We start from the raw sequence: 22,783 nt of genomic DNA, 5'->3' as shown, positions 1-22,783 counted from the left end.
CGTCCAGGGGACGGGGCCTTCGGGTGGTGGCTGGGGCCGGGATCGAACCGGCGACCTATCGCTTTTCAGGCGATCGCTCGTACCAACTGAGCTACCCAGCCACGCAGCTCACCGAGGTGATCTGCAGCGGTCCTGACGGGATTTGAACCCGCGGCCTCCACCTTGACAGGGTGGCGAGCACTCCAAACTGCTCCACAGGACCATATTTCGCAACGCTGTGCGAGCACTAGTCTCGCACAGGCGTAGCGTGCCCCCAACGGGATTCGAACCCGTGCTACCGCCTTGAAAGGGCGGCGTCCTGGGCCACTAGACGATGAGGGCTAAGGGCCCACCTGGGCGCTTTGTCAGCGCGTCGGGGACGTGAGAAGCATATGGGATGGCGGGAGGTATCGCCAAAACGGTTTACGGATCGGGGGAACGGGAGGCCGCGGGCGGGGGCCCGGAAGGCGGGGTCGAAGGCGGCGAGGGCGCGGGGGAGGACGCTGGGGAAGACGCGGGCGAGGACGCGGGGGAGGGGCGCGCGCCCGGCTGGTTCTCCTCCGGCAGGTGCCGGCTGACCTCGGCCGTCGTCAGCCCGAGCCCGCCCAGCGTGATCTCGTCCCACGCCTGGAGCCGTTTGGTCGTACGGTCCAGGTAGAGCACCGACGCACGGACCTTCTCCGGCTTGTCGTTCTGCACCGCCCGCAGCCCGCCGCCGCCCGTGGACCCCTCGATCTTCAGCCGGGTGCCCTGCTTCAGCACCTCCACCTCGCGCCGGTGGACGTGCCCGGCGAGCGCGAGCGGGACCGTGCCGTCCGTCTCGCGGGCCGCGACCGGATTGTGGGCGACGGCCACGTCCACCGGGGTGCCGGCGCGCTCCTGGTCGCGGATGGCGGAGGCGAGGCGGATGCCCGCCATCCGCTCGGCCGGATCGCCCTGGGCGACCACCGAGCGGTCGGGGGTGAACTGCGGGTCCCCGGTGCCGGCGATGCGCAGCCCGCCGACGGTGACCGCCCGGCCCTCGTCCAGGACGTGCGCGTTCGACATCCGCTCCAGGTACGCCTGGGTGGCGCGGGAGTCGTGGTTGCCGCGGACCCACACGTAGGGCGCGTCCAGGTCGCGTATCGGGTCCAGGAAGGCGTTCTCGGCGCCGGAGCCGTGGTCCATGGTGTCGCCGGAGTCGATGATCACGTCGATCCGGTACTGCTCCACCAGCGAGGCGACGATGTGCCAGGCGGCCGGGTTCAGGTGGATGTCGGAGACGTGCAGCACCCGGATGCTGCCGGGGTCCGGGCGGTACGCGGGCAGGCTGGACGTCGCGTCGTACAGCTTGGTGACGTTGGTGACCAGCCGCGCCAACTCCTGCTGGTACACGTCGAACTCGGTGACGATCGAGCGGGCGTTGCCGACCAGCGACGGCGCGCTGGTGAGCAGCCCGGAGAACTTCGGCTCCAGGACGGACTTGGGGTTCCAGGTGGCGAAGGCGGTCACGGCGGACGCGGCGAGCAGCGCGAGCGCGAGGCCGCCGGCCGTCAGCGCGCGGCGCGGGCGCCGGTAGACGACCAGGCCGAGCGCGGTGGCGCCGGCGACGACCGCGACGCAGGAGCGCACGGCCAGCTCGGTGGTGCCGCCGACGACGTCCCGGGCGACTTCGTCGCCGAGCCGGTTGAAGCGCTCCGGCTGCTCGACGAGCGCGGTGGAGCGGGCCGGGTCGAGCCGTTCGACGTCCACGTCGAGCCGGAGCGGCGCGGTGTGCGACGCGAGGTCGAGCGAGCCGAGCGGGGAGACGTCGATCCGGGTGCCGCCGCCCAGGTCGGGGCGGAGGGCCAGGCTGGTCTCCATCGGCCCGACCGAGGTGTGGACGCTGCCGACGACGAGCAGGCCGAGCCAGCCGCCGAGCACCACGACGGCGGCGAGGCCGAGGGCCCGCAGCCAGGGGCGGCCGGGGGGTTCCCGCAGCGTCCGCGACGGCTCCCGGCAGGGCCGGCGGCCTCGGAGCCGGTCCCGGACGCGCGGCCACAGCGCGCGGGCCCGGAGCGTCCCGGGCCGCGGCCACCGGACGCGGGCTGAGCGTGCCATTGGGCCCGTATGCCCGCGGTCGGCGATCGATATGCCGCACGGGCGTGGCGAGAGGACGCCACGATCCACGAGGCGGGCCCTTAGGGCGCGGGTGGCGTCCCGGGCGGCGTACGTGACAATGGCCGGGTGCTGGATATGACGCGCGAGGAGTTCGAGGAACTGGTCGCCGAGGCGCTGGATCGGATCCCGCCCGAGCTGACGCGGCTGATGGACAACGTCGCGGTCTTCGTGGAGGACGAGCCGTCCCCCGACGACCCCGAACTCCTCGGGCTGTACGAGGGCACTCCGCTCACCGAGCGCGGCGAGTGGTACGCGGGCGTGCTGCCGGACCGGATCACGATCTACCGCGGGCCGACGCTGCGGATGTGCGAGAGCCGCGAGGACGTCGTCGTCGAGACGGAGATCACGGTGGTGCACGAGATCGCGCACCACTTCGGCATCGACGACGAGCGGCTGCACGCGCTGGGGTACGGGTGAGCCCGTCCCCCGAGCCCGCGGAGTCCTTCTCGCACGGGCCCGCGGGCGAGGCGATCGACCCGGACGTCGACCTGCACGTGCCCGCGCAGCGGGCGGAGACGGCCGGCGTCCACCTGCTGCTGGTCCTCGCGGCCGTGTCGGCGGGCGGGGCGGCCGGAGCGGTCGCCCGGTACGCGGTGGGCCGCGCCTGGCCCGTCGACTACGCCGCGGACGGCGCCGCGGCCTTCCCCTGGGGCACCTTCGGCATCAACGTGGTCGGCTCCGCGCTCATCGGCGTGCTGATGGTGCTGGTCAGCGAGGGCGGACGGACGGCGCATCCGCTGGTGCGGCCGTTCTTCGGGGTCGGGGTGCTCGGCGGGTTCACCACCTTCTCCGCGTACGCGCTGGACTTCCGCGAACTGCTGGTGCACGGGAACAGCGGCGCCGCGTACGCCTACGCGGGCGGCACGGTCGTCGGCTGTCTCGGCGCGGTGTGGCTGGCCGCGGCGCTCACCCGGTGGGCGCTGGCGCCACGGACGGCGGTCCGGTGACCTGGCTGCTGGTCGTCCTCGGCGCGGCCGTCGGGGCGCCGCTGCGCTATCTGACGGACCGGGCCGTGCAGGCGCGACACTCGTCCGTCTTCCCCTGGGGCACCCTCGCGGTGAACGCCGCCGGCTGTCTGATCCTGGGCCTGGTGGCCGGGGCTTCGGTGTCCAGCAGTACGTACGCCCTGCTCGGCACGGGGCTGTGCGGCGCGCTCACCACGTACTCGACCTTCTCGTACGAGACGCTGCGGCTGGCCGAGCGGGGCTGGAGCGGGCTCGCGGCGGCGAACGCGGCCGTGTCGGTGCTGGTGGGGATCGGGGCGCTGGCCCTGGGGGTGGAACTGGCGCGGGCGGTCTCCGGCTGACGCGCGGGCCGGGTGCGTGTGCTGGTGGCGGGCCGGGTGCGCGCGCGGGCCGGTGGGCGCGCGGGCCGGGTGCGCGCGCAGGCCCTTGGGTGCGCGGGCGTACGACCCGGGGCGCGACCCCGCGCGCGGGCGGGCGGAGCGGTCGGACATCCGATCGGCTGCGCGGTCGTGTACTCGTCAGGGAGTTCTGCGTGTCCCCCACGGGGCACCGGGAGTTGGGCAGGGAGACCTGCACACGGGAATTGGATCCCGTGCGCGGGCGTGAAACCGGTGTTCGGGCGCGGTGGTGCGCCCGGGCGCAGATCGCGCGCTCCTGTCCCCGTCCCGCTCCGGAGGTGCCCCCCGTGCGCCAGTTGCCCGCCCTCGGCCGTACGGCCGCTCACGAACGTACGGCTCCTCGCGACCGTTCCGGCTCCTCCGGCAGGTCCGGTCGCCTGGCGGTCGCGCTCGCCGCGTCGCTGGCGATCGCGGCCACGGCGGGCTGCATGAGCGTCGGCGACGACGAGCGGGCCAAGCCCGCGCCCACCCCGTCGTCCGACCGGCCGCGCACGGAGGCGGACGTGGACGGCGGGCGAGAGGACCCCCGGGCCCGGTCAGCCGCGGGCGGCGGACGGGCCGACTCCGGGAAGTCCGGCGACCGCGGGCCCGCGCCGGACGCGTCCCCGGCGCCGAGCGGTACGGCCGACGCGTCGCCCCGGCCCACCCGGGAGCCGCACCGGCCACAGCGCCCCGGTGCGCCCGAGCCGACCGGCGACGGGCGGCCCACCCCGTCCGTACCGCCGGCGACGGAGCCGGTGGACCCGCCCGTCGAGCAGCCATCCGAGCCGCCCGCCACCCCGCAGCCGCCGGACCCGACCGAACCGCCGTCGGCGTCGTCCGCGCCCGAGGTGCGTGCGGCGGCGTTGGAGATGACGGGCGTGGAGGGGTACCTGGCGCAGGCGGAGCCCGCGGCCTCGCCGCAGTTGGGGCCGGCGTGACGGGCGGTGCCCGCTCGGGGGTGCTTCCGCGCGCGGCCACCGGGGGGCCTGTAACCGGGGTCACGCGCGAGCGGTTTGCCTCGGGCGGGGGAGGGTGCGTATGGTGGTAGATCGTTTGATCCCATTGCCCGGCGCCGTAGCAGAAGCGCGCCGTGTGGCGCGTACCTCCCTAGCCGTGGCTGACCGCATCGAGGCGGTCGAATTGCGAAATCACGGAGTTTGGGCGCGTGCCGAGACTCCGGAAGGTTTCGCATTTCGCATGTCCACTTTCAGCACTGAGCACGCCGCCATGCCCGCCGAGGGCGCTGGCGAGACCGAGGGTCCCGTGACCCTGGAGACGATCGGAGCCGCTGAGGTCACCGAGGCCGCCAAGGTCACCGAGGTCACCGAGGTTGTCGAGACCGCAGAGGTCATCGAGGTCGTAGAGGTCGCGGAGACCGCTGAGGTCGTTGACACGGCTGACGCCGCTGACGCGGCCGAAGCTCCCGAGGCTTCTGAGGCCCCCGCCGCCCCCGAGACCACCTTCGCCGACCTCGGACTCCCCGAGGGCATCGTCCGCAAGCTGGCGCAGAACGGCGTCACCGTCCCGTTCCCGATCCAGGCCGCGACCATCCCGGACGCCCTGGCCGGCAAGGACATCCTCGGCCGTGGCCGCACCGGCTCCGGCAAGACGCTCTCCTTCGGCCTCCCGCTGCTGGCCACGCTCGCCGACGGCCGTACGGAGAAGAAGAAGCCCCGCGGCGTCATCCTCACCCCCACCCGTGAGCTCGCGATGCAGGTCGCGGACGCCCTCCAGCCGTACGGCGACGTCCTCGGCCTGAAGATGAAGGTCGTCTGCGGCGGCACCTCGATGGGCAACCAGATCTACGCCCTGGAGCGCGGCGTCGACATCCTCGTCGCCACCCCGGGCCGACTGCGCGACGTCATCAACCGCGGCGCCTGCTCGCTCGACCAGGTGCAGGTCGCGATCCTCGACGAGGCCGACCAGATGTCCGACCTGGGCTTCCTGCCCGAGGTCACCGAGCTGCTGGACCAGGTGCCCGCCGGCGGTCAGCGGATGCTCTTCTCCGCGACGATGGAGAACGAGATCACCACGCTGGTGAAGCGGTACCTGAACCAGCCGGTCAGCCACGAGGTCGACAGCGCCCAGGGCAACGTCACGACCATGACGCACCACGTCCTCGTCGTGAAGCCGAAGGACAAGGCCCCGGTTACCTCCGCGATCGCCGCCCGCAAGGGCCGCACCATCATCTTCGTCCGCACCCAGCTGGGCGCGGACCGGGTCGCCGAGCAGCTGCGCGAGTCGGGCGTGAAGGCGGACGCGCTGCACGGCGGCATGACGCAGGGCGCGCGCACCCGCACGCTGGCGGACTTCAAGGACGGTTACGTGAACGTCCTCGTCGCCACCGACGTCGCCGCCCGCGGCATCCACGTCGACGGCATCGACCTGGTCCTGAACGTGGACCCGGCCGGCGACCACAAGGACTACCTGCACCGCTCGGGCCGCACCGCCCGCGCGGGCCGCTCCGGCACCGTCGTCTCGCTGTCGCTGCCGCACCAGCGCCGCCAGATCTTCCGGCTGATGGAGGACGCGGGCGTGGAGGCGTCGCGGCACATCGTGGGCGGCGCCGGCGCGTTCGACCCCGAGGTCGCCGAGATCACCGGCGCGCGTTCGCTGACCGAGGTCCAGGCGGACTCCGCGAACAACGCGGCCAAGCAGGCCGAGCGCGAGGCCGCCGACCTCGGCCGGCAGCTGGAGCGCGTCCAGCGGCGCGCCGCCGAGCTGCGTGAGGAGGCGGACCGCCTGGTGGCCCGCGCCGCACGCGAGCGCGGCGAGGACCCGGAGGCCGCGGTCGCCGAGGTGACCGAGGCCGCGGGCGCGGAGCTGGAGGCCGCGGTGGAGGCGGCGACGGCCGCGGAGCGGCGCGAGGAGCGCCGTGACGACCGTCGTGACGAGCGGGGCGGTCACGACCGTGACCGCGACCGCCGCGACGACCGGGGCAACTTCGAGCGCCGGGGCCGTTCGTACGACCGCCGTGACGACCGCCGCGATGACCGTCGTGACGACCGCGGCGGCTTCCGTGGTGGCTTCCGCCGCGACGACCGTCCGTCCGGCGGTGGCTTCCGTCGTGACGACCGGCGCGATGACCGTCGTGACGACCGCGGCGGCTTCCGTCGCGATGACCGTCGGGACGACCGTGGTGGCTTCCGCCGCGACGACCGCCCGTCCGGTGGCTTCCGTCGTGACGACCGCCGTGACGACCGTCCGTCCGGCGGTGGCTTCCGCCGCGACGACCGCCCGTCCGGCGGTGGCTTCCGTCGTGACGACCGCCCGAGCGGCCACCGCGGCAGCGACCGTCCGTTCAACCGCGACCGCCGCGACGACCGCCCCTCGGGCGGCGGTTACCGCTCCGGCTCGTCGGACCGCCCGTACGGCCGCCGCGACGACCACCGCAGCAGCAACTCCGCTCCGTACGGCCGCCGCGACGACAAGCCGCGCTGGAAGCGCAACGGCTGACGCCTGACGTCCGTCCGCTGAACCCCGCAGGGCCCGCACCTCCACCCGAGGCGCGGGCCCTGCGCCGTTCGCAACCCTGTGCGATCTCGCCCATCTGGGGCGGGAGTTGGTTCCGGCAACGTCCACGAAGCGGCACCCGTGCCGCTCCTCCCGCGCTCCCAGTCACACGGCACATTTCGCGGGCCCACCGCCGCACGCACGGTGCGAGCCCTGGGGAGGGGTTATCTGTGTGTGATCGTTTCGACGTCAGACGTACGGCATCCAAGCGCTTGGTGCCATCGGCGGTCGCGGTCGCCCTGGGTGCGGGTCTGTGCACCGCGGTGACGCCGCCGGCCGTGGCCGCGACGCCCGGGCAGGCGTCGGCCGCGTCCGACGCGGTCGTACCGCCGCAGGCGCGGTACCTGCCGCGGGAGCACGCGTTGCTGGAGGCGGGCGCCACCGGCCACCTGCACACGAGGGAGGGCCACCGGGGCCGTTCCTGGACGGACCACGCGACGGGGGAGACCCGAGCAGCACCCGCGCTGTCGTGCGCGAGGCGGACGGCAAGCTGCTGCTGACCGACTTCCACCGGGGCGCGGGCGGCGCTGTGACGACGCGCGAGTTCGCCACCGTGCCCGCGGGCGCGAAGTGGGCCGTGGACAAGTTCGGCGGTGACGTCGCGTTCACGGATGCGGAAGGGGCGATCCGGATCCGCCCGGTGAACGTGCCGCGCTCCCCGATCGCGGTCGTCGAGGGCGTCGCCGACACCACCACCGCCGGCGACGCCGCGTGGAACGCGCGCTGGCAACTCAGCTGCCCCCCGGCGTCCTGGACGGTCACCGTGAAGAACGCGACGGGCGCGACCGTACGGACCCTGACGTCCGCGGACGGCTCCGGCGCGCAGATCGAAGCGGTCTGGGACACCGAGGACACCACGGGCAAACCGGCCCCGGCGGGCTCCTACACCTGGACCCTCACCGCGACCCCGCCCGACTCCACGACCCCCGCGGTGCTGCGCACGGGCAGGACCACCGTCTCCACCACGGCCCCTCGTTGACCCCGCCCGCGGGGCGCGCCGCACCGCCGGCCCGCCCCGCGAACGGCGTGGTGCCACCCGCCCGTCCCGACGCTGATCGCCACGTAGATCGGATACCCGATCGGTGCACGCGCCCGCTCCGGCTATGCTCAGGTGTGGCATGGCCGCGGGCCGTTAGCTCAATTGGCAGAGCAGCGGACTTTTAATCCGTAGGTTGTCGGTTCGAGTCCGACACGGCCCACCGCGAGCAGGGTCCGGGTGTGCGCCCGTGACCTGCAAGGAAGCGCCCCATCCGGCTGATGTCGGGTGGGGCGCTTCGGTGTGTGAGGGGTCTGTTCGCCAGCTAAGCGTGAGCGGAAGGGCTGGCGGGGCAGCCCGTGCCTGAAGGGCACGGGCCGGTGCGGCGCGGGGCGTTACTCCGCGGGGGGCCCGTGGGGCGTGGCGGGCTTGCCGTCCGGGCCGTTTGGATCCGCTGCGCCGGGGCGGTGCTGGTACTGGTCACGGAGTTCGCGTTTGAGGATCTTGCCGGCGCTCGACATGGGCAGTGCGTCGACGAAGTCCCAACTGCGGGGGACCTTGTAGCCGGCGATCAGGGAGCGGGTGTGGTTGCGCAGCTCGGCTTCGTCTGCCGAGTGGCCCGGTCGGCGGATGACGGTCGCGTGGACGCGTTCGCCCCAGTGCGGGTCCGGCAGGCCGATGACCGCCACGGAGGCGACGGCCGGGTGACGGGCCAGGGCGTTCTCCACCTCCGCGGAGTAGACGTTCTCTCCGCCGCTGACGATCATGTCCTTGATCCGGTCGACGATGAAGAGATAGCCGGCGTCGTCCAGGTAGCCGGCGTCCCCGGTGTGCATGGTGCCGTTGCGCAGGGCTTGCCGGGTCTCGTCCGGCTTGTTCCAGTAGCCGGCCATCAGTCCCTCGCCCCGGACGACGATCTCGCCGACCTCGCCGCGGGGGAGTTCCCTGCCGTCCGGGGCCACGACCCGTACGTCGGCGTGGGCCAGTGGCCTGCCGGCCGAGCGCAGCCGGGCACCGCCCGCGAGGTGGTCCTCCATGGTGAGCACGCTGACCACGGTGGTCTCCGTCTGCCCGTAGCCCTGGCTGAACCGGACGCCGGGGAACGCCTCCAGGGCGCGTTCCAGTACGGCGACGGGTATGGCGGAGGCGCCGTAGCTGATGGCGCGCAGGCTGGTCACGTCGTACGAGGTGAGGTCGGGGTGGTCCACCAGGCTCTGGATCATCGTGGGGACCAGGGCGAGATTGGTGACGCGGTGGTCCTCGACGGCGGCGAGCACGCCCTCGGCGCTGAAGGCCGGCAGGAACACGCTGGTGCCGACCATGAGGTTCTGCCCGACCCAGTTGGCGATGGCCGCGATGTGGAACAGGGGGGCGGAGACGAGCAGGATGCCGCCGGAAAGGAGGTTGCGGCCCTGGATCTGGGTGCCGAGGGCGGAGACGACCAGGGCCCGGTGGGTGACCAGGACGCCCTTGGGCAGTCCGGTGGTGCCGCCGGTGTAGACGAGGGCGGCGGGGGTGTCGCCGCCGACGCGTAGGTCGTCGACCGGTTCCGACGTGGTCACCAGGCCCTCGTAGGACACGGTTCCGTCCGGGTGGTCCCCCTCGCCGCAGTAGATCAGGGTATGCAGCTGCGGGCACCGTGCGCGCAGCTCGGGCACGAGCGGCAGGAACGCGTCGTCGATCAGGAGCACCTCGCTGCCGGAGTCCTGGAGGGAGTACGCGATCTCCGCCGGTGACCACCGGACGTTCACCGGGTTGACCATCGCGCCGGTCCACCAGGCGGCGAAGAAGGTCTCGGGGTAGCGGTCGGAGTTCATGGCGAGGATCGCCACCCGGTCGCCCTCGGCGACGCCGAGTCCACGCAGCCCTCCTGCGAGGCGTGCCACCCGGTCGGCGACCTCGCGCGCGGTCCGGGAGCGGTCGCGGTAGACCGTCATCGGAAGATCCGGGGCTTGGAGGACCGCACGGTGCAGGGACTGCGTCAAGTACATGGGGTATCCGTCCGCGGCTGGAGGACACGCGCCGTCCCGTGGATCGGGAGGCGGGCATCAATGACGTCTCGAACACCTTGAAGTGAATCAGCAGTAACACATCCATACAAGGGTTCGTGTAGCTGCGCTCTGATGACTTTGTGAAAATGCCAAATCAACTGCGACTATTGTTTCCAAGCTTCCGCAGCAAGTAAATAGGCGATAACGTCATTTGGGGTAGTCGACGCGGTGTGTCGAACCCTCGACGACGGCGCAGGCGGCGCCCGGACGGAGGTCGCGATGGACAACGAGGACGAACGGCCCGATCTGACGCGGGTGCTGAGCTCCACGACGCCGGACGGGACCCTGGTCCTGACCCTCCACGGGCCGAAGCGGCGCAACGCGCTGTCCATGCCGACCGTGGCCGAGCTCGACGCGGCGCTCGATCGGGCCGTCCAGGACGAAGGCGTACGCGTGGTCGTCCTCACGGGCTCCGGCAGCCACTTCACCGCCGGGGTCGACCTGAAGGCGTCGTCGTTCGGCGACGACGAAGGCGGCACCGCGCCGGTCACCCCCGTCCCCGGCCTCGACGCGATCCACCGGACGCTCGACAAGCTGTATCGACTCCCCAAGCCGACCATCGCCGCCGTGGAGGGCTGCGCCGTGGGCGTCGGCTGGGGCTTCGCGCTCGCCTGCGACCTGACCATCGCTGCGAAGAGCGCCTTCTTCCAGGCGCCGTTCACCGCGATGGGGCTCGTCCCGGACGGTGGCTGCGCCTGGTTCCTCACCCAGGCGATCGGAGTGCGCCGTGCGGCGGAGCTGCTCCTGCACGCCCAGCGGCTCGACGCCACCCGCGCCGAGCACCTCGGCCTGGTCAACCGAGTGGTCGGCCCCGGGCAGGCGGCGGAGGAGGCGCGCGCCGACGCCGCGCGACTGGCGACCGGCGCGCAGGACGCGCTCCGGCTGACCAAGCACGTCCTGCGCGCGGCCGAACGCACCCCCGGCTACCGCGACTTCCTGGACGTCGAACGGGTCACCGCCGCTCTCGCCCTGCGGGGGCCCGAACCCCGCGAGGGGGTCAGGGCCTTCCGCGAGGGACGCAGGCCCGACTTCGGCGGCGCGTGACGCCCGCCGCGTCGGGGCACGGCCTCCTGGGGGAGCGCGATCGCGAAGCCGGCGCCGATCTCGTCGAACAGGCCGAAGCAGCGTGCTCAGTACGCCGGCGTCACCCGCCAGGGACGCCTCTCCCGAGGCGACGGCGTCGGCCAGTCCGGTGATGCCGCCGAGCGCGGCGGCGTACCGCTCGGCCTGCCCGGTCGGCGGGCGCTGCCACAGGTGGGCCGGGTTGCCGTCGTACCAGCCGAGGTAGCGCTGGTAGATCGCCTTCACGTTGTGGCTGATCGAGCCGTAGTAGCCCCGGACCCTCCACTGCGCACCCAACTCGCCCGGGAACTCTGCCAGTTCCTCGGCGATCTACGGTCCGGTCAGGCCGCGGTTCATCAGCCGTACGGTCTGGTCGTGGAGGTGCGCGTAGGCGTCGCGCTGCACCGCGAGCGCCGAAGTGGTCACCGTGGCCGTGGGTGTAGACGACGGCTTTGACGGCGCGCTCGCCGCGATGGCGCCGATAGAGCTCAAGGCCGGCCGCCGCGGGCTCCGCGCTGGTGAGCGGGTCGATGACGACGACACCGCTCTCGCCTTCCACCACCGTCATCACGGAGGCGTCCAGACCGCGGAGTTGGTACCCGCCCGGCACGACCTCGAACAGGCCCTGGACCGCGTTGAGCCGGCTCTGCCGCCACAGGCTGGCGTGGACGGATTCCGGCGGGTCCTCGTCGAGGAACGCCCACTGGTCGTTGTCCCACACCACCCGCCCCCGCGCGTCCCGGACGACACCGGGCTCCAGCCGGGCGATCAGCGTCCCGTCTCGGCGGCGTCGCGTTCCGACTCGCTTGGGTCGTGGGTTAGGCGGGCTTTGGTGTCGGGGTGCAGCAGGTGTCCTCGTTCTGGGAGGTCTGGGAGGTCTGGGAGGTCTGGGAGGTCTGGGAGGTCTGGGAGGTCTGGGAGTTCTCGGGGTTCTGGGGGTTCGCGGGCGGGGTGCCCTTTTCCATTCGGGCGGCGTCGGCCTTGACGACGTAGACCTCCCAGGGCTCCCGGCCGGGGCCGTGGATCCAGACCTTGTCCTGGAGGGCGTAGCAACAGGAGGTGTCGTTCTCCTCGAAGGTGGCGAGGCCGGCCTCGGTGAGGCGGGTGGTGGCTGCGGTGACCTGGGCGGTGGAGGTGACTTCGACGCCGAGGTGGTCGAGGCGGGTGTCCTGGTCGGGGTCGCCTTCGATGAGGACGAGCTTGAGCGGGGGGTCGACGACGGCGAAGTTGGCGTAGCCGGGGCGGCGCTTGGCAGGGGCGACGCCGAACAGCTTGGTGTAGAAGGTCACCGATGCTTCGAGGTCGGCGACGTTGAGCGCGAGCTGGACACGGGACACGGCGAATCTCCTCGGAAGGCCTGTATCGACGTTCATCGATGTCTTGTGCTTTCGAGCTTGCCCCTTGGATTGAAATTCGTCAACATAGAAGAATGTCGAATCAAGAGCTTGAGGTGCTCGGTCGGGACGCCGGAGCGGAGGGCTGCTGCCCGGGGCTGCTGTCCGCGCCGCTGGACGAGGAGCAGGCGGTCGTGCTGGCGAAGGTGTTCAAGGCGCTGGGGGACCCGGTGCGGCTGAGGCTGTTGTCGATGATCGCCTCCCGGGCCGGCGGGGAGGTCTGCGTATGCGATCTGACCCCGGCGTTCGACCTGTCGCAACCGACGATCTCCCACCATCTGAAGCTGCTGCGGGAGGCCGGGCTGATCGCTTCCGAGCGGCGCGGGACGTGGGTGTACTACCGGCTGCTGCCGGAGGCCACCGACCGCCTCGCCGGGATCCTGACCCGCCCCGGGGGCGAGCCCCTGCCCGCCGCCGGGGCCCGGTGCGGATCCGTCGGAGCCGACGCGTGAGCGCTTCGGCCGCGCCGGGGCAGGTGGCCGCGCGGATGTCGTTCCTGGACCGGTACCTGGCGCTGTGGATACTCGCGGCGATGGCCGCGGGGCTCGGGCTCGGGCGGCTCGTCCCCGGTCTCGGGGACGCTCTCGCCGGGGTGACGGTCGCGGGGGTGTCCCTGCCGATCGCGCTCGGGCTGCTGGTGATGATGTACCCGGTGCTGGCGAAGGTCCGCTACGACCGCCTCGACGCCGTCACCCGCGACCGGCGCCTGCTGCTGTGGTCGCTGGTGCTGAACTGGGTCGTCGGTCCGGCGTTGATGTTCGCGCTGGCGTGGATCTTCCTGCCGGACCTGCCCGAGTACCGCACCGGACTGATCGTCGTCGGCCTCGCGCGCTGCATCGCCATGGTGGTCATCTGGAACGACCTCGCCTGTGGCGACCGCGAGGCAGCAGCCGTGCTCGTCGCCCTCAACTCCGTCTTCCAGGTCCTGGCCTTCGGCCTGCTCGGCTGGTTCTACCTCGACCTGCTGCCCGGCTGGCTCGGCCTCGCCACCGGCGGACTGGACGTCTCCGTCTGGGAGATCGCCCGAGCCGTCCTGGTCTTCCTCGGCGTCCCGCTGGCCGCCGGGTACCTCACCCGCCGCATCGGCGAGAGGGCCCGGGGGCGCGACTGGTACGAGAGCCGCTTCATCCCCCGCGTCGGGCCCTTCGCCCTCTACGGGCTGCTGTTCACCGTCGTGGTCCTCTTCGCCCTCCAAGGCGACGCGATCACCTCCAAGCCGTTGGACGTCGCCCGGATCGCCCTGCCCCTGCTGGTGTACTTCGCCCTCATGTGGGCCGGGTCGATGGCGCTGGGGCGCGCGGTCGGACTCGACTACCCGCGGGCGACGACCCTGGCGTTCACCGCGGCGGGCAACAACTTCGAACTGGCCATCGCGGTCGCCATCGCCACCTTCGGAGCCGGCAGCGGACAGGCGCTCGCCGGAGTCGTCGGCCCCCTCATCGAAGTTCCCGTCCTCATCGGCCTCGTCCACGTCGCCCTCGCCGCGCGCCGCTACTTCCCCGACAGGGCGGCGACCGGCGCGGCCACCACCCCCGAGGGGAGCACCGCCCGTGCCTGACCTGACCTCCCGCAGGCCGTCCGTCCTGTTCGTCTGCGTCCACAACGCGGGCCGCTCCCAGATGGCCGCCGCCTTCCTCACCCACCTCGCCGCAGGTCGCGTCGACGTCCGCTCCGCCGGCTCGGCGCCCGCCGAGCACCTGAATCCGGCCGTCGTCGAGGCCATGGCGGAGAAGGGCATCGACCTCACCGGGCTCACCCCCAAGCTCCTCACCGTCGACGACGTCCGCGCGTCCGACGTGGTCATCACCATGGGCTGCGGCGACACCTGCCCCGTCTTCCCCGGCACCACCCATCTCGACTGGCGACTCGAGGACCCCGCCGGACGGGGCCTGGACGCCGTCCGGCCCATCCGCGACGAGATCGAGCGGCGCGTCCAGGAGTTGATGGCCGAGATCGGGTGCGGGTGACCCGGGCGGCGCGTCGCCCTGCGCTGTTCGGCGGGTCCGCCTTGCCCTGGAAATCGAACACGTTATCTAATTCAAGCCATGAGCAGGCACCTCTTTCCCGCTGACCTCCTGGAGACCCAGATCGCTTGGTACGTCGTGTACGGGCAGCTCGCCGCCGCTTCGTCGGTGTACGGCGTGGCTGCTCACCGGCGGCGGCTGCTCCAGCTGTCGTCCCGGATCGCCGGGCATCCGTACTGGCTGAGCCCGGCGGGGACGCCGGCGGCGCGGGTGGCGCTGAAGGAGGCGGCGCGGGAGCTCGCGGGTGTCGGCGGTGCGGGAGGTCCGGAGGGCCTGGGGTGCGGGAACCCCCGCTGACGGGTGTCAGCGGGGGTCTCTGCGGGGCGGGTCAGCAGCTCGTCGAACAGGAGCAGCAGTTGGCCCGTACGCGGACGTCGTCGATGACCGGGCCCCATGCGCCTCCGATGGTGCTCGCGAAGGCCAGCGTGGAGGTCGTGCCCGTGGCCACGAAGGTGAACTGTCGGTTCACGTAGCCCATGTTGGTGGTGGACTTCCCGGTGATGTCGAAGGAGAAGTCCTGGAAGTTCTGGCCGTCGACGAGGGCCCGGCCCGTCTTCAGTGCCGGGCCGGCGGCGGTGTTGCCGGCGAGTGCGTAGGAGACGGTGTACGTCGTGCCGGGCACGGTCGTGAAGGTCTGCGAGACCGTCCCGGCCGACGTGCCGTTCAGGTCGACGGACTGATCGCCCTCCGCGGCCTGCCAGAACCCCGCGCCGATCAGGTCGACCGTGCCGCCGGTGACCTGCCAGGGGCCGATGGCCTGCCCGGTGGAGTACGTCGTGAACGAATTGGCCGGCGCCTTCGGATACTCGAAGCTGCCGTCGTCGAAGCGGCTGACGGCCGCCGCGTGTGCCGGGGTCGTCAGGGCCGCGCCGACGCCGGCGAACAGGACGGCCGAGGCGACGGCGGCGGTGCAAGCGCGCAGGAGTTTCATGGGTCCTCCGTGGTCCTCCGAGAATTCTTGCCGGGGCCGGACGGCTCGGCGGGTTGAATTTCCCGTTAATCGGCCCGGAGGCCAAGCCTGATGTGACGGCGCATGATGGTGTGGCCGATGAAACGGAAGCCCCTGTGCGCCTGTTTGGTCGGCCCTTTCCCCTACCCGCGCGCCCCGGTCATAAGTCCTGGTGGGGATGGGTGTGGCGGCGGTTCGATTTCGCATTTAATGAGGTGCGGAGTTGAGAAAACGATACTCCGCTCTGATGTGCGTAAGAAATGGCAACCTTATTCGGTTGGAGAATGCGGCCCCGCCGCGCGGGGGGATCGCGGCGGAGCCTGGACTGCTTCTTGGGAAACGGAAGCGGCCCTGACGGGCTGCTGCCCCGGGTGTGCGTCGGCATGCGCTCCGAAAGCGCCTTGATCACGCCATTCCGCGGCGTGATCCTGATGGTGATACGTGCCGCGTAGTACGTGCTGCGTACTATCGCCGCCATGCGCACTCACGACGCCCAGACGCTCGTGCTCTCCGTGCTCGCCGACGGGCCCCTGCACGGTTACGCCATCAACACGGCCATCGAGAAGCTCTCCGGCAACCGCCTCGGCGCCGGCAGCCTCTACGGCGCGCTCGCCCGCCTGGAGGCCAAGCAGTTCGTGGAGGCGCTGGAGGGGGAGGGGCGTCAGCGGCCCTTCCGGCTGACCGGCCGGGGGCGGCGGGAACTGGCGCTCCAGGCGAGGTCCATGGCCCGGGTCAGCGAGCACGTCTTCGAGTCGATCGTGCCGGACGACGTCCACTACCTCGACCGGGTGGCCGCGTCCGACACCGGCCGCTCGTACAAGCGCGTCGTGCTGCACGCGCTCGGGGCGCGGCCCGGTCACACCGTGCTCGACCTCGGCTGCGGTCCGGGTACGGACCTCGGCACGCTGGCCGACGCGGTCGGCCCCGCGGGCGCGGTCGTCGGCGTCGACGCCAGCCGGGAGATGGTCGAGCGCGCGCGGGCGCGGCACGAAGGCGCTCAAGGGGCTGAAGGGGACAGAGGGGCTGAAGGGGCGGCTGGCGTCCAGGTGTTGCTGGGCGACGTCCAACGGTTGCCGCTGGCGGACGCGAGCGTCGACCTGGCGCGTACGGACCGGGTGCTCCAGCACGTCACGGACCCCGCGCAGGCGCTCGCGGAGGCGCGTCGCGTCCTGCGGCCGGGCGGGCGGCTGGTGATGGCGGAGCCCGACTGGGACTCGCTCGCGGTCGACCACCCCGACCTCGACGTCGTCCGCGCGTACACGCGGCACATCACGGACCGGATCGTCCGCAACGGCGTCATCGGGCGGCAGTTGCCGCGGCTCGCGGAGGCGGCGGGGTTCGAGGTGCCGGTGGTGGTGCCGGTGACGTCGGTCTTCCGGGAGGTCGGCGCGGCGGACGCGGTGCTGGGGCTGGAACGGAACACGCGGCGGGCGATCGCTGCGGGGTTCCTCACGGGGGCGGAGGGGCGGTCGTGGCTCGCGGCGCTCGGGGGTGCGTCCCCGTTCTTCGCGTCGGTGACGCTGTACGTGGTGGTGGCCGAGCGCGGTGGTGGCTGAGCGGCCCATTGTGCTTTGACAGCTGAGTGACGGGCAGGACATGTCCGCCGTCTCCCCGCGGGAGCGTTGGTCTCCGAGGGCCGGTGGCGGGCTTGTCGCGCAGTTCCCCGCGCCCCTCGGGGCTCATGCCTGCGGGCGCGGGGAAGCGGCGGCTTGGGGCTACGGCGCCGGGGTGAAGGTGACCTTTTGGCTGGGGCAGCCCGCTGCGAGTTGGTACAGCCTCCGCTGTTCTTCCTCGTCGATGGACAGGCCCCAGCGGAGCTTGGTCGCCAGCCATTCGGAGGTGTAGCGGCACAGGGCGTCCGCGGCCGGCGGGAGCCATTCCGCGGGGTCCTGGTCCGCCTTGGAGCGGTTGGACTTGCCCGTGACGGCGATCAGGGAGGACGCCTGGCCCTGGTCGTTGGCGTACGCCTCGCGGCGCGCCGCCGTCCAGCCGTACGCGCCGGAGTCCCACGCCTCGGCGAGCGGCACCATGTGGTCGATGTCGAGTCCGGAGGCGGCGTTCACCACGGTGTCGTCGTAGTACGACCACCAGGAGCCGCCGGTCAGGGCGCACCGCGCGCCGACCGTCGGGGCTTCGACGGCCTCCGCGATCAGGACCTCGTGGCGGGTGTTGCAGCCGTCGGTCGGGTTGAGTCCGGCGTTCCAGTGCTTGAACTTGTCGCGGGAGTAGCCGGTCCGGCTCTCCGTCGCGACGGGCAGCCGGTTGACGGCCACGGCGAGGGACAGGCTCTCGGCCGCGCGCGCAGAAGACACAGAAGACGCAGAAGGCGCCGCGGCAGGGGCGACGGAGGTGGAGGTCGAGGTGGCAGGAGCTGGCGCGGCATCAGGCGCCGCGCCCGCCGGGGCCGTCGCGGCGGCGAGGGGGAGGAGGGCGAGTGCGGTGGTCACGGTGACGCGTGTCAGGTTGATGATCACATCAATCTGACTACGCGGCGTTCGCCCTTCTGCGGTGCTATGAATCGACTCACTGGGCCGGACGGGCGTATCCGTTCACCCCAGAAACGTTCCAGCGCCCCGGGTCACCCCTCCGCACCGCCACCGCCCCCGTGACCCGCCGCCCCCCGCGGACGTTCTCCCGGCATGACCAAGACCAAGCGCATCCTCGCCGCCGTCGCCCTCGCCGCCGGCGCCTCCGCCCTCTCCGTCTCCGGTGCCAGCGCGACCGGCCACGCCGACGGGACGACCGCCACCGACGCCACTTCCCTGAGCCAGCTCGACCAGCTCGGCGAGCTGAACCAGCTCAACCAGCTGATGGAGGTCCCCAACCAGCTCGCCCCGCTGCTCGACCCCGTCACCCAGCTCGTCGGCGCCGTCCAGTCATAAGCCGCAGGTCAGAGCGGTCACGGCACCCGCACGCCGGCCGCTCAGGACCTCCCTCAGTACCTCCTCAGCACCTCGTCGGAAGAAAATCCCAGAAAATCTCCCGGGCCGTGTAGAGAACCCGTCATCGGCTCCGACGTCTCCTGTGAGAGTTGCCCACCAGGGGCAGCCGAAGGGGAAGAACCCCCGCGTCACGAGGAGCGAACATGAAGTACTTGGTGATGATCCAGGGCAACCAGGCCGCGCACGAGGCCATGACGGGCAAGCCCTCCCCCGGCTACCCCGCGTGGAACGAGCAGGACATGCAGGCCATGTTCAGCCACATGGGTGCCCTCAACGACGACCTCGCCGAGAGCGGTGAGCTCGTCGACGGCAACGGCCTCGCCGAGCCGGCCGAGACCCGTCACGTCCTGGCGGGCAAGGACGGCAAGCCCGTGATCACGGACGGTCCGTACGGGGAGACGAAGGAAGTCCTCGCCGGCTACTGGGTGCTCGACTGCGCGAGCCTGGAGCGGGTGACCGAGATCGCCGCCCGTGCCGCGGCCTGCCCCGTGCCCGAAGGAACCCTCTGCTCGCCGATCGTCATCCGGCCCATCATGGAGGCCCCGGAAGCCTGACCGCACCGCACCACCCCCGCACCGCCCCGGATGCCGGGCCGGAGTCCGGACCGGAAGCCCCCGGCCCGCCGCCCGGACGTCGCACGGCCGACCGCTGTCGGTGGCCTGTGATACGTACGACCACATGAGCAACACGAGTCGTACTCCCACGATCGAGGACCTGCTGCGCCATCACGCGCCGCAGGTCCTCGGTGCGTTGGTGCGCCGTTACGGGCACTTCGACCTCGCCGAGGACTCCGTCCAGGAAGCGTTGCTCGCCGCCGCCCAGCAGTGGCCCGACGCCGGCACCCCGGACAATCCGCGCGGCTGGCTGATCAGGGTCGCCGCCCGCCGGCTGACGGACCTGCTGCGCGCCGAGGAGGCCCGCCGCCGTCGGGAGGAGAGCGCCGCGCAGCTCGCCCCGCGCGACGCCTTCACCGCACCGCCGCCCGGCGACGACCGCGCCCCCAGCGAGGACGACACCCTCACCCTGCTCTTCCTGTGCTGCCACCCCGATCTGACGCCGGCCGCGCAGCTCGCCCTGACGCTGCGCGCCGTCGGCGGCCTGACCACCGCGGAGATCGCCCGTGCGCACCTCGTCCCCGAGGCGACGATGGCCCAGCGCATCAGCCGGGCGAAGCTGAAGGTGAAGGAGGCGCCGTTCCGTCCGCCCGGGCGCGCCGACCGCGACCAGCGGCTGGCCGCCGTGCTCCAGGTGCTGTACCTGATCTTCAACGAGGGCTACACGGCGACGTCCGGCGCCCGGCTGCACCGCTCCGACCTGGCGCAGGAGGCGATCCGGCTGACCCGACGGGTACGGCTGCTGCTGCCCCGCGAGGGCGCGGTGACCGGGCTCCTCGCGCTGATGCTGCTCACCGAGGCCCGCGCCGCGGCCCGTACCGGGCCCGACGGCGAGATCGTCCCGCTCGACGAGCAGGACCGGACGCTGTGGGACCGGGCCGCCGTCGCCGAAGGCACCGCGCTGGTCGAGGAGGCGCTGGCGCAGGGGCCGGCCGGGGTGTACCAGCTCCAGGCGGCCATCGCCGCGCTCCACGACGAGGCGGCGAGCGCGGACGCCACGGACTGGCCGCAGATCCTCGCGCTGTACAACCTGCTGGTGGAGATCGCGCCCGAGCCCATGGCCGAGCTGGGGCGCGCGGTGGCGGTGGCGATGGTGCGCGGGCCCGAGGCGGGGCTCGCCGAGGTCGAGCTGCTGGCCGACCGGCTCGGCGGACACCACCGGCTGGACGCGGTCCGCGCCCATCTGCTGGAGCGCGCGGGAGACGCGGCCGGCGCGCGCGAGGCGTACCGGCTGGCGGCGGAGCGGACCCTCAGCACGCCCGAGGCGCGCTACCTCCGGATGCGCGCCGACCGCCTCGCCCCCCTCGACACCTGACGCCGGCCAGCCGAGCCGGGGCTGCCTTTTGTCCGGCTTGACCTTTACGCAACGTCAAGTTCTACGGTTCAGGTCATGGAGTGGTCGATCCAAGAAGTCGCCCGCCGCGCCGGTACGACCAGCCGCACCCTGCGGCACTACGGGGACGTCGGGCTGCTGGAGCCGTGCCGGGTCGGTGCCAACGGCTACCGCTACTACGGCCCCGAAGAGCTGGTGCGCCTCCAGCGCATCCTGCTCCTGCGCGAGCTGGGGCTCGGGCTGCCCGCCATCGCCGAGGTGCTGGCCGGGCAGCGGGACACGGCCGCCGCGCTCCGCGCCCACCTCGGGCTGCTGGAGCTGGAGCGCGAACGCATCGGGCGACAGATCGCCTCGGTGCGGACCACCCTGCACAAGACCGAACGAGGGGAGGAACTGATGGCTGAGGACGTGCTCGACGGCTTCGACCACACGCAGTACGAGCAGGAGGTGACCGAGCGCTGGGGCACGGACGCCTGGCAGCGCAGCGACCGCACCTGGCGATCGCTGAGCGGGCAGGAGCGCCGGGACCACCAGCGCGCCCACGACGACATCGCCCGGGACTACGCGCGGGTGCTCCAGGCCGGGCACCCGGCCGACGGCGAGGTGGCGCAGGAGGTCACCCGGCGGATGTACGCGTGGCAGTCCCTGATGGGCGCCCCGTCGAAGGCGCACTTCGCCGGGCTCGGCGAGATGTTCGTCGCCGATCCGCGCTTCGGGCGCAACTACGACCGGCACGGCGAGGGCACGGCGGTCTTCGTACGGGACGCGATGGCGGCGTACGCGGAGCGACACCTCACCGACTGAGGCCCCCGTGATCACCGCCTGAGCCCCGGGGTCCCCCGCCGGCGGGGGACCCTTGGTCGCGAGCACTGCTCCGGATGGCGTAGAGTTGTGTTCACCGACGCGGGGTGGAGCAGCTCGGTAGCTCGCTGGGCTCATAACCCAGAGGTCGCAGGTTCAAATCCTGTCCCCGCTACTGAAGACCGTGGCCCGGCACTCGATCGAGTGCCGGGCCATCGTCGTTTCCCGGCCCCTTCCCGTCTCCCCGCACCCGCTCACCCACAGGAGGCGTCCCCCGGCCGGCCCAGCCGGCTCGCCGTCCCCGCCCGCCGGCCCGAGGCTGAGGGGGGAGGAGAGCATCCGTGGCGGAGGAAGAGCGGAACAGCTTCGGTGCCCGGCGCTTCGCGCGGATGCTGCCGGCGCTGATGATCATCGTCGGGGTGGTCTACGACCTGTCGACCCCGGGGAAGTTCACTGCGGTGCCGATGTTCACGGCCGCCCCGCTGATCGCCGCCCCGTTCTTCTCGTGGTCGGTCACGCTGGCGACCGGCGCCTTCGCCGTGCTGACCGAGCTGGCCCTGGACATCTACAACCACTCGATCGGGCAGACCCAGGCGTACACCGAGCTGACCACCGTCTTCACCGTCTCCGTGCTGGCGCTCTTCATCAACCGGGTCGTGGCGCGCAGCAATGAACGGCTGGCCTCCGCCCGGGTGATCGCCGAGACCGCGCAGCGCGCCGTGCTGCCCACCCCCGCCGAGGAGATCGGCGGGCTGCGGATCGCGGCCCGGTACGAGGCGGCGCTGGCGGACGCGTTCATCGGGGGCGACCTCTTCGCGGTGCAGGACACCCCGCACGGGGTGCGGCTGGTGGTCGGGGACGTACGGGGCAAGGGGCTCGGCGCGGTGGAGGCGGTGGCCGTGCTGATCGGCTCGTTCCGGGAGGCGGCCGAGCAGGAGCGCGCCCTGGAGGGGGTGGCCGAACGGCTGGAGCGGGCGCTGAACCGGGAGGCGGGGCGGCGGGGCGAGGGAGACGTGGACTCCTTCGAGGGGTTCGCGACCGTGGTCATCGCGGAGATCCCGCACGGCGGGGGCGTCGTGCGGCTGGTGAACCGCGGGCACCCGGAGCCGCTGTTGCTCCGCGACGACGGGCGGTTGGGGCGGCTGGAGCCGGGCGAGCCCGCGCTGCCGCTCGGGATGCACGCGCTGGGGCAGTGGCCGGACCGGGTGGACGAGCACCCGATGCCGCCGGGGGCGACGCTGCTGCTCTACACCGACGGGCTGTCCGAGGCGCGGGATGCGTCCGGCGCCTTCTACGAGCCGGACGCCCGGCTCGTCGGGCGCGTCTTCCCGGGCCCGGGGGAGCTGTTGGACGCGCTCATCGACGACGTCCGCCGGCACACCGGGGGCGGCTCCACGGACGACATGGCGCTGCTGGCGGTCACCCGGCCCGCCGGAGCCGCGGCGGTCGACGTCGCGTCGAGGGTCCACGCAGCGTAGTCGAACGACTGCTCGGAGCACGCCATGTGACGTACTGTCAGGGTCATGGCAGGGGCGTGGTGCGGGCTAAACCTCGTTCGGGCCGCTCAAGTCGCCCGAATCCGGCCGCTTGTGTCCCGGTTGGTTCCGCGATCATCGTTAACGATCATGGGGACCGGCTTGGAATCCGGGACCCGTGTCTAT

General features: G+C 72.4%; 23 protein-coding genes, 5 tRNA genes and 1 pseudogene. 20 read left to right on the top strand and 9 right to left on the bottom strand.

Going from position 1 to position 22,783, the window contains the following annotated elements:
- Positions 1-24: 24 nt before the first annotated feature.
- The 4 genes from ABZ842_RS12390 to ABZ842_RS12375 form a co-directional block, all read right to left on the bottom strand.
- Positions 25-101, bottom strand: a tRNA-Phe gene (locus ABZ842_RS12390).
- A gap of 26 nt (positions 102-127) precedes the next feature.
- Positions 128-202, bottom strand: a tRNA-Asp gene (locus tag ABZ842_RS12385).
- 46 nt (positions 203-248) lie between these two features.
- Positions 249-321, bottom strand: a tRNA-Glu gene (locus tag ABZ842_RS12380).
- Between the two features lie 81 nt (positions 322-402).
- Positions 403-2,058 (bottom strand): metallophosphoesterase, encoded by a 1,656-nt coding sequence (locus ABZ842_RS12375; RefSeq protein ID WP_361536001.1) that lies wholly within the window; start codon positions 2,056-2,058, stop codon positions 403-405.
- 126 nt (positions 2,059-2,184) lie between these two features.
- Between ABZ842_RS12375 and ABZ842_RS12370 the strand changes: the two genes are divergently transcribed.
- The 8 genes from ABZ842_RS12370 (at position 2,185) to ABZ842_RS12335 (ending at position 8,175) form a co-directional block, all read left to right on the top strand.
- Positions 2,185-2,535, top strand: coding sequence for a metallopeptidase family protein (locus ABZ842_RS12370; protein WP_361535999.1), 351 nt, complete (start codon positions 2,185-2,187; stop codon positions 2,533-2,535).
- Positions 2,532-3,065: a CrcB family protein gene (locus tag ABZ842_RS12365; protein WP_361535997.1), complete on the top strand. Its 534-nt coding sequence runs from the start codon at positions 2,532-2,534 to the stop codon at positions 3,063-3,065. Before ABZ842_RS12370 ends, ABZ842_RS12365 begins: the two co-directional genes overlap by 4 nt.
- A complete protein-coding gene (gene crcB, locus ABZ842_RS12360; RefSeq protein ID WP_361536382.1) occupies positions 3,062-3,424 on the top strand; it encodes a fluoride efflux transporter CrcB in 363 nt (120 codons plus the stop codon). The genes ABZ842_RS12365 and crcB overlap by 4 nt, the downstream gene beginning before the upstream one ends.
- Positions 3,425-3,768: 344 nt before the next feature.
- Positions 3,769-4,401 (top strand): hypothetical protein, encoded by a 633-nt coding sequence (locus ABZ842_RS12355; RefSeq protein ID WP_361535996.1) that lies wholly within the window; start codon positions 3,769-3,771, stop codon positions 4,399-4,401.
- Positions 4,402-4,660: 259 nt separating this feature from the next.
- Positions 4,661-6,919 (top strand): DEAD/DEAH box helicase, encoded by a 2,259-nt coding sequence (locus ABZ842_RS12350; RefSeq protein ID WP_361535994.1) that lies wholly within the window; start codon positions 4,661-4,663, stop codon positions 6,917-6,919.
- Positions 6,920-7,191: 272 nt separating this feature from the next.
- Complete coding sequence (locus ABZ842_RS12345; protein ID WP_361535992.1) at positions 7,192-7,476, top strand: hypothetical protein; 285 nt, start codon at positions 7,192-7,194, stop codon at positions 7,474-7,476.
- Positions 7,446-7,955 (top strand): FlgD immunoglobulin-like domain containing protein, encoded by a 510-nt coding sequence (locus ABZ842_RS12340; protein ID WP_361535990.1) that lies wholly within the window; start codon positions 7,446-7,448, stop codon positions 7,953-7,955. The genes ABZ842_RS12345 and ABZ842_RS12340 overlap by 31 nt, the downstream gene beginning before the upstream one ends.
- A gap of 147 nt (positions 7,956-8,102) precedes the next feature.
- A tRNA-Lys gene (locus ABZ842_RS12335) sits at positions 8,103-8,175 on the top strand.
- 172 nt (positions 8,176-8,347) lie between these two features.
- On the opposite strand, the gene ABZ842_RS12330 is transcribed toward ABZ842_RS12335, so the two are convergent.
- Positions 8,348-9,943, bottom strand: coding sequence for a long-chain fatty acid--CoA ligase (locus tag ABZ842_RS12330; protein WP_361535988.1), 1,596 nt, complete (start codon positions 9,941-9,943; stop codon positions 8,348-8,350).
- A gap of 279 nt (positions 9,944-10,222) precedes the next feature.
- Here ABZ842_RS12330 and ABZ842_RS12325 point away from each other — a divergent pair, with 279 nt between their 5' ends.
- Positions 10,223-11,047, top strand: a complete 825-nt coding sequence (locus tag ABZ842_RS12325) for an enoyl-CoA hydratase-related protein (RefSeq protein ID WP_361535986.1) — start codon at positions 10,223-10,225, stop codon at positions 11,045-11,047.
- Between the two features lie 153 nt (positions 11,048-11,200).
- Here the strand turns inward: ABZ842_RS12325 and ABZ842_RS12320 are convergent.
- Positions 11,201-11,837, bottom strand: a pseudogene (locus ABZ842_RS12320) (alkyl sulfatase dimerization domain-containing protein); the annotation flags it as partial.
- 46 nt (positions 11,838-11,883) lie between these two features.
- The gene (locus ABZ842_RS12315) at positions 11,884-12,402 is read right to left on the bottom strand and encodes an ArsI/CadI family heavy metal resistance metalloenzyme (protein ID WP_361535984.1); all 519 of its coding nucleotides are present in this window, start codon (positions 12,400-12,402) and stop codon (positions 11,884-11,886) included.
- A 92-nt stretch (positions 12,403-12,494) separates the two neighbouring features.
- On the opposite strand from ABZ842_RS12315, the gene ABZ842_RS12310 reads away from it, so the two are divergent.
- The 4 genes from ABZ842_RS12310 to ABZ842_RS12295 all read left to right on the top strand — a co-directional run bounded on the left by ABZ842_RS12310 (position 12,495) and on the right by ABZ842_RS12295 (position 14,780).
- On the top strand, positions 12,495-12,911 hold the full coding sequence (locus tag ABZ842_RS12310) for a metalloregulator ArsR/SmtB family transcription factor (RefSeq protein ID WP_361535982.1): 417 nt from the start codon (positions 12,495-12,497) through the stop codon (positions 12,909-12,911).
- Positions 12,912-12,946: 35 nt separating this feature from the next.
- Positions 12,947-14,017: an ACR3 family arsenite efflux transporter gene (arsB, locus tag ABZ842_RS12305; RefSeq protein WP_361536380.1), complete on the top strand. Its 1,071-nt coding sequence runs from the start codon at positions 12,947-12,949 to the stop codon at positions 14,015-14,017.
- A gap of 1 nt (position 14,018) precedes the next feature.
- Positions 14,019-14,426 (top strand): arsenate reductase ArsC, encoded by a 408-nt coding sequence (locus tag ABZ842_RS12300; RefSeq protein WP_361536378.1) that lies wholly within the window; start codon positions 14,019-14,021, stop codon positions 14,424-14,426.
- A 78-nt stretch (positions 14,427-14,504) separates the two neighbouring features.
- Positions 14,505-14,780, top strand: a complete 276-nt coding sequence (locus tag ABZ842_RS12295; RefSeq protein WP_361535980.1) for a hypothetical protein — start codon at positions 14,505-14,507, stop codon at positions 14,778-14,780.
- Between the two features lie 31 nt (positions 14,781-14,811).
- Here ABZ842_RS12295 and ABZ842_RS12290 read toward each other — a convergent pair whose 3' ends face one another.
- Positions 14,812-15,414, bottom strand: coding sequence for a choice-of-anchor C family protein (locus ABZ842_RS12290; RefSeq protein WP_361535978.1), 603 nt, complete (start codon positions 15,412-15,414; stop codon positions 14,812-14,814).
- Positions 15,415-15,908: 494 nt separating this feature from the next.
- Here ABZ842_RS12290 and ABZ842_RS12285 point away from each other — a divergent pair, with 494 nt between their 5' ends.
- Positions 15,909-16,988, top strand: coding sequence for a methyltransferase domain-containing protein (locus ABZ842_RS12285; protein WP_361535976.1), 1,080 nt, complete (start codon positions 15,909-15,911; stop codon positions 16,986-16,988).
- A 159-nt stretch (positions 16,989-17,147) separates the two neighbouring features.
- Here ABZ842_RS12285 and ABZ842_RS12280 read toward each other — a convergent pair whose 3' ends face one another.
- Positions 17,148-17,744, bottom strand: coding sequence for an HNH endonuclease family protein (locus ABZ842_RS12280; RefSeq protein WP_361535974.1), 597 nt, complete (start codon positions 17,742-17,744; stop codon positions 17,148-17,150).
- 327 nt (positions 17,745-18,071) lie between these two features.
- Here ABZ842_RS12280 and ABZ842_RS12275 point away from each other — a divergent pair, with 327 nt between their 5' ends.
- The 6 genes from ABZ842_RS12275 (at position 18,072) to ABZ842_RS12250 (ending at position 22,600) form a co-directional block, all read left to right on the top strand.
- A complete protein-coding gene (locus ABZ842_RS12275; protein WP_361535972.1) occupies positions 18,072-18,314 on the top strand; it encodes a hypothetical protein in 243 nt (80 codons plus the stop codon).
- A gap of 203 nt (positions 18,315-18,517) precedes the next feature.
- The gene (locus ABZ842_RS12270) at positions 18,518-18,928 is read left to right on the top strand and encodes a YciI family protein (RefSeq protein WP_361535970.1); all 411 of its coding nucleotides are present in this window, start codon (positions 18,518-18,520) and stop codon (positions 18,926-18,928) included.
- Between the two features lie 124 nt (positions 18,929-19,052).
- The gene (locus ABZ842_RS12265; RefSeq protein WP_361535968.1) at positions 19,053-20,303 is read left to right on the top strand and encodes a sigma-70 family RNA polymerase sigma factor; all 1,251 of its coding nucleotides are present in this window, start codon (positions 19,053-19,055) and stop codon (positions 20,301-20,303) included.
- Positions 20,304-20,378: 75 nt separating this feature from the next.
- Complete coding sequence (locus ABZ842_RS12260) at positions 20,379-21,125, top strand: MerR family transcriptional regulator (RefSeq protein ID WP_361535966.1); 747 nt, start codon at positions 20,379-20,381, stop codon at positions 21,123-21,125.
- Between the two features lie 98 nt (positions 21,126-21,223).
- Positions 21,224-21,297, top strand: a tRNA-Met gene (locus ABZ842_RS12255).
- Positions 21,298-21,463: 166 nt separating this feature from the next.
- Positions 21,464-22,600 carry a PP2C family protein-serine/threonine phosphatase gene (locus ABZ842_RS12250; protein WP_361535964.1) on the top strand — a complete coding sequence of 379 codons (1,137 nt, stop codon included), beginning with the start codon at positions 21,464-21,466 and terminating at the stop codon, positions 22,598-22,600.
- The last annotated feature ends 183 nt before the right edge of the window (positions 22,601-22,783 follow it).

Origin of the sequence: Streptomyces sp. NPDC047315 (assembly GCF_040643215.1) — a bacterium.
Lineage (GTDB): Bacteria > Actinomycetota > Actinomycetes > Streptomycetales > Streptomycetaceae > Streptomyces.
This window is presented reverse-complemented; position numbering and strand designations above follow the sequence as displayed.

Bases quoted from the DNA above. Each gene is read 5' to 3' on its own strand.
- ABZ842_RS12295 (WP_361535980.1), top strand. From the start codon at position 14,505: ATGAGCAGGCACCTCTTTCCCGCTGACCTCCTGGAGACCCAGATCGCT.
- ABZ842_RS12310 (WP_361535982.1), top strand. From the start codon at position 12,495: ATGTCGAATCAAGAGCTTGAGGTGCTCGGTCGGGACGCCGGAGCGGAG.
- ABZ842_RS12260 (WP_361535966.1), top strand. From the start codon at position 20,379: ATGGAGTGGTCGATCCAAGAAGTCGCCCGCCGCGCCGGTACGACCAGC.
- arsB (WP_361536380.1), top strand. From the start codon at position 12,947: ATGTCGTTCCTGGACCGGTACCTGGCGCTGTGGATACTCGCGGCGATG.
- ABZ842_RS12350 (WP_361535994.1), top strand. From the start codon at position 4,661: ATGTCCACTTTCAGCACTGAGCACGCCGCCATGCCCGCCGAGGGCGCT.
- ABZ842_RS12290 (WP_361535978.1), bottom strand. From the start codon at position 15,414: ATGAAACTCCTGCGCGCTTGCACCGCCGCCGTCGCCTCGGCCGTCCTG.
- ABZ842_RS12285 (WP_361535976.1), top strand. From the start codon at position 15,909: ATGCGCACTCACGACGCCCAGACGCTCGTGCTCTCCGTGCTCGCCGAC.
- ABZ842_RS12325 (WP_361535986.1), top strand. From the start codon at position 10,223: ATGGACAACGAGGACGAACGGCCCGATCTGACGCGGGTGCTGAGCTCC.
- ABZ842_RS12270 (WP_361535970.1), top strand. From the start codon at position 18,518: ATGAAGTACTTGGTGATGATCCAGGGCAACCAGGCCGCGCACGAGGCC.
- ABZ842_RS12375 (WP_361536001.1), bottom strand. From the start codon at position 2,058: ATGGCACGCTCAGCCCGCGTCCGGTGGCCGCGGCCCGGGACGCTCCGG.
- ABZ842_RS12265 (WP_361535968.1), top strand. From the start codon at position 19,053: ATGAGCAACACGAGTCGTACTCCCACGATCGAGGACCTGCTGCGCCAT.
- ABZ842_RS12330 (WP_361535988.1), bottom strand. From the start codon at position 9,943: ATGTACTTGACGCAGTCCCTGCACCGTGCGGTCCTCCAAGCCCCGGAT.
- ABZ842_RS12275 (WP_361535972.1), top strand. From the start codon at position 18,072: ATGACCAAGACCAAGCGCATCCTCGCCGCCGTCGCCCTCGCCGCCGGC.